We start from the raw sequence: 4,917 nt of genomic DNA on the forward strand, positions 1-4,917 counted from the left end.
AGGATTAAAAATAATATCGTCAGGAACTGGCGATTACACGGGCGGAGACTCAAATAAGACTTTGGCAACAAAGCACAAGTCTGTGAAGCCCGAAGCCCATTTGTCTTTAGCAAATGGGTAGTTCACTTTAAATAATAGCTTAAACCAAAGCTGATATTCCAGATCTCGTGAAAATCAATCGCACTCGAACTTTTGACAAAATTGATTAGACGTTTATCTGTCGTTCCGAAATCGTAGTAAATCGCCCATTTGTCATGTCTAAATTCACCTCCTATTGTCAACCCCAAATTTGCTGCTGTAGGAAAATAGTAATACCCGGCATCATAATAGACTGGCAATTTGTAAAAGTATTTTTCACCATAGGCATAATTGAACCACATCCCCACATTTACCCATTTGACTTCAGTTGAAGGGTTATAGGATTTCATCAGCGGAATATAGCGTACTTTGACTGTCGTGGAATGAATCCCATTATCACTATACTTAGCAGGAACAAAACCATAAGAAAGGTTTCCTTCCCAACGTTTGTTGAGTGAAATATAGTTGACACCTGCCGAAAACATTCCGATATTTCCCGCGAATTGCATATTGATACTATTCGGCATTATTCTTTTCCAAATAGAGCGCGTACTGTCCGCTGATGTTCCCGACGAAACTTTATAGCTAATGATTAATAGCAAGATTAAGATGATGCGCATTAATAGAATTTTTGAGTTATTTCCATGGTCTTGCCAAATATTTTTACTTCGACATATTGTCTTTTGTTGATTGTTGGTGCGGTGAGGTAGACTAATTCATTTTCTTCAGCTTGTTTCATGTCAAAATTATGCGTGTGTCCATGAATCGATAGCAGAGAATTGGGATGATTTTCAATCAATTGCTGAAATTTATGTCTCAAGTCGGGATCAAAATCGGACGTGTAAGGCGAAACATGGGACAAGTAAATAATTTTTTTGTTAGCAGCGTTGTTTATTTCGTCTGTTAACCAATTCATATTTGGAAGTTGATTATTAAAATTCACTTCTCTCGCATTGGTATTGAAAGCTATAATTTTGTATTCATTCACTTCAAAAGAGAAATACTCTTCGCCAAACATTTTGCGGAAAATGGTTCGTCCATTCGCCAGCATATCGTGATTTCCAATTGTACCTACGATCGAAAAATTTGATTTTTTGACTTCGTCATAATACAAGTTATATTCAAAATTGGCGCCGTAATCCGTAAAGTCGCCGGCATGTAAAATGAAAGCTAACTCATCATGTGAATATCGAGCGTTGGAATAAGTTATAAAATCTTCCAATTCATCATATGAAACTTGAGTATCCGCGATAATCAAAAATTTCAAGGTATCGCCAATTTGTTTTTGTTGAATATTTGCTATGGCTTTAGGATTGAGATTTTCAGCAATTGGATTTACCTCTAATACAGAGTATTGAAAATTTCTTTTGCAAGAACTTAAAAAGAGTAGGAAACAGAGCAGAAAATAAAGATGCAACTTCATAGAAAATACCCATTTTTAGTGAGTTGCAAAATTAAATCTTTATACTTTGAATAAAGTAATCAAAAAGTCAAAGTTGGATGATAAAATAAGTCGTTTAGTTCAGAAACTAAACGACTTATTTGTCTTATAGACTTTTTCTTACCAGCTCAAAAGTTTTGTCAATATCCTCGACTGTTACGGTAAGATGCGGTCTGAAGCGAACGCTTTTCTCGCCACATCCGAGAATAAGAAGTTTATTTTCCAATGTTCGTTTGAGGAATGCATCTCTATTTTCTACAGTGTCAAAATCAAAGGCGCACAAAAGACCTTTTCCTCTTGGATTTGAAAGATTTGGATTTTCACTAAGTAATTCTTCAATTTTTTCTATAAGATATTGTCCTAATTTTTCGGCTTTAGCGACTAAATTCTCTTTTTCAATAACTTCTAAAATCAATTTAAAACGAACCATGTCTACCAAATTGCCACCAAATGTGGAATTAATTCGACTCGATTCTTTAAAAACATTCTTTTCTACACGATCAATCTTTTCACGATTTGCTAAGATACCGCAGACTTGTGTCTTTTTACCAAAAGCAATAATATCAGGTATAATGTCATAATGTTCGTAGCACCACATTTTACCTGTCATACCAATCCCCGTCTGCACTTCATCGAGGATTAATAAGATGTCATTTTCATCACAAATACGACGCAATTCTTGAAAAAATTCTTTGCGGAAATGGTTGTCGCCCCCCTCAGCTTGAATAGATTCTAGTATTAAACACGCGACATCGGCAGAATTTTTAGCAATCACTTCATTTATCTGCACAATAGCCTGCTTTTCTATTTCGATGGTTTCAACGATGCTGTCATCGGTAAGTGGAAAAGTAAGTTTTGGGTTTATAATTCTCGGCCAATCGAATTTTGGAAAATACATATACTTACGAGGGTCTTTGGTATTTGTCAAAGACAACGTATAACCCGAACGCCCGTGAAAAGCCTGTTTGAAATGAATGACTTGTGAAGCCTCTTGATGTATTCCTATACTTAAATTCAATCTCGTTTTCCAGTCAAAAGCTACTTTTAATGCATTCTCAACAGCTAATGTTCCGCCATCGATAAAAAATGCATAGCTCAATTCTTTGGGAATAGCAACTCTTTCAAATGTTTCTAAAAATGCTGCATAACTGTCTGTATAGACATCTGAAAGTGCTAGCTTATTGATAGCGGCTGCTTCGAGTTGTTTGCTGTTTTCTAAAATATAGGGATGATTGTAGCCAATAGGAGAAGATGCGAACATGCTGAACATGTCCAAGTATTCATTTCCTTCGGTGTCTACCACATAAGATTTATACGATTTACTCAAATCCATCGTAAATGGCATGCCATCCGCCAATATATGTTGTGCTAATATGTGATGAGTCTTGTTCATAATGTAGTTTATCTTGGTTAGTGTATTATAAATCAAATTTTATTCCTTGTGCTAATGGCAATTTCTTTGTATAGTTAATGGTATTTGTTTGTCTGCGCATATACGCTTTCCACGCATCTGATCCCGACTCACGACCACCTCCAGTTTCTTTTTCACCACCGAAAGCTCCACCGATTTCAGCTCCTGAAGTGCCGATATTTACATTGGCAATACCACAATCTGAGCCATTTTGACTTAAGAATAATTCTGATTCACGTAAGTTCGTTGTCATTATTGCAGAAGATAATCCTTGTTTTACGCTGTTTTGTAATTCAATTGCGTTTTGGACTTCTCCACTATATTTGATTAAATAAAGTATAGGCGCAAATGTTTCTTGCTGCACGATTTCAAAGTGATTTTCTATTTCTGCAATAACTGGAGTTACATAACAACCGCTCTCGTATCCTTCGCCTTCCAATACTTTGCCCTCAACTAAAATATTTCCACCTTGCTCTTTAATTTTGGATAAAGCATCCAGGTAGCTTGCGACAGCTGCCATATCAATTAAAGGTCCCATATGATTATTACTATCCAATGGATCTCCAATTTTGATTTGCTTGTATGCCTCAACTAGTGATTCTTTGACTTTGTCGTATACATTTTCGTGTACAATCAGACGTCTTGTGCTCGTACATCTTTGTCCAGCCGTACCTACGGCGCCGAATACTGCGCCAATGATGGTCATTTTCAAATCTGCAGAGGGTGTGACTATTATAGCATTATTACCACCCAATTCTAGTAAAGACTTTCCTAACCTATTAGCGACTGTAACTGCTACTTGTTTGCCCATTCGCGTAGAACCTGTAGCAGATACCAAAGCAATGCGCTCATCTTTTGCAATCCATTTTCCGACCTCAGCATCACCTGTCACAACAGATGAAATTCCTTCTGGCAAATTATTCTCTTTTAAAATATCCGAAATGATATGTTGACAAGCTACTGCACAAAGAGGTGTTTTTTCAGAGGGCTTCCAAATTACGACATCACCACAAACTAAAGCTAATGCTGCATTCCAAGCCCAAACGGCTACCGGGAAATTAAAAGCAGTAATAATCCCCACGATGCCTAGCGGATGATATTGATCATACATGCGATGACCTGGTCTTTCGGAATGGATGGTATTGCCATAGAGTTGTCTCGACAAGCCTACCGCAAAATCACATATATCTATCATTTCCTGTACTTCACCAAGACCTTCTTGATAGGATTTTCCCATTTCGTAAGAAACAAGCTTTCCGAGTATTGCTTTCTCCTTTCGTAATCTCTCTCCAAGTTGTCTAATGATTTCACCTCGTTTTGGAGCTGGGATGTCGCGCCAAATTAGTTTAGCTTTTTCCGCTTCTTGTAGTACATTTTCGTAGTCTTCTCTGGTGGTAGTGGTTACGGTACCGATATATAGACCATTGGTTGGAGACGACGACTGGATACCCTTTCCATGCGCAAACCAATTGGTTCCAGTAGAGGTTCCTAAATTGTTTTCTAAGATATTTAGTGATGATAGTTCTTTTTTATTCATTTTATGCTGTCGTAAATTCTTTTTTCATATAAATGTACTGAATTATGATCAAATTATAGATAATAACAATGAATTTTAATGCTAATATGTTGTTTTATGTAAAGTGAGTTAGGTCAAAGGATAATACAATTTTATCCTTCAATCTTCCAGCGAGTTAACTCAAATTAGAAAATTAATTCACGCTAAAGCTTTGAAGTGATATATAAATGTTCCTATCTTTGCACCACTCCGCAAGGGAGGAACGGTTCTTCGGAACATGAAATACGGGGGTTAGAGACAGTTTAAACTGAGAAATCGGGAAAAACAAAACGAAAAAAAATCTACAAATAAAATTTGCGGATTAAAATAAAGTTTCTACCTTTGCAGTCCCGACGGAAACGAAGGGAAGACAAAAAAAAGCTAAGTACAGCAGTAATGCTCGAAATATAAGAAGAAGCGCGATGCGGATTC

At 36.7% G+C, this 4,917-nt stretch carries 4 protein-coding genes; all 4 read right to left on the minus strand.

Annotation, left to right across the window (positions count from 1 at the left end; genetic code table 11):
* Positions 1 to 122 precede the first annotated feature (122 nt).
* The 4 genes from FLS47_RS16140 to amaB all read right to left on the minus strand — a co-directional run bounded on the left by FLS47_RS16140 (position 123) and on the right by amaB (position 4,467).
* Entirely contained in the window at positions 123 to 698 is a 576-nt protein-coding gene (locus FLS47_RS16140; RefSeq protein ID WP_149915360.1) for a hypothetical protein, read from the minus strand.
* Positions 698 to 1,501, minus strand: a complete 804-nt coding sequence (locus tag FLS47_RS16145; protein WP_149915361.1) for a metallophosphoesterase family protein — start codon at positions 1,499 to 1,501, stop codon at positions 698 to 700. The genes FLS47_RS16140 and FLS47_RS16145 overlap by 1 nt, the downstream gene beginning before the upstream one ends.
* Before the next feature lie 124 nt (positions 1,502 to 1,625).
* Positions 1,626 to 2,912 carry an L-lysine 6-transaminase gene (gene lat, locus FLS47_RS16150; RefSeq protein ID WP_149915362.1) on the minus strand — a complete coding sequence of 429 codons (1,287 nt, stop codon included), beginning with the start codon at positions 2,910 to 2,912 and terminating at the stop codon, positions 1,626 to 1,628.
* 25 nt (positions 2,913 to 2,937) lie between these two features.
* Entirely contained in the window at positions 2,938 to 4,467 is a 1,530-nt protein-coding gene (amaB, locus tag FLS47_RS16155) for an L-piperidine-6-carboxylate dehydrogenase (RefSeq protein ID WP_149915363.1), read from the minus strand.
* Between the last annotated feature and the right edge of the window lie 450 nt (positions 4,468 to 4,917).

This window comes from Sphingobacterium cavernae, from assembly GCF_008520265.1.
Classification (GTDB): Bacteria; Bacteroidota; Bacteroidia; order Sphingobacteriales; family Sphingobacteriaceae; genus Sphingobacterium; species Sphingobacterium cavernae.

Bases quoted from the DNA above. Each gene is read 5' to 3' on its own strand.
- FLS47_RS16140 (WP_149915360.1), bottom strand. From the start codon at position 698: ATGCGCATCATCTTAATCTTGCTATTAATCATTAGCTATAAAGTTTCG.
- FLS47_RS16145 (WP_149915361.1), bottom strand. From the start codon at position 1,501: ATGAAGTTGCATCTTTATTTTCTGCTCTGTTTCCTACTCTTTTTAAGT.
- lat (WP_149915362.1), bottom strand. From the start codon at position 2,912: ATGAACAAGACTCATCACATATTAGCACAACATATATTGGCGGATGGC.
- amaB (WP_149915363.1), bottom strand. From the start codon at position 4,467: ATGAATAAAAAAGAACTATCATCACTAAATATCTTAGAAAACAATTTA.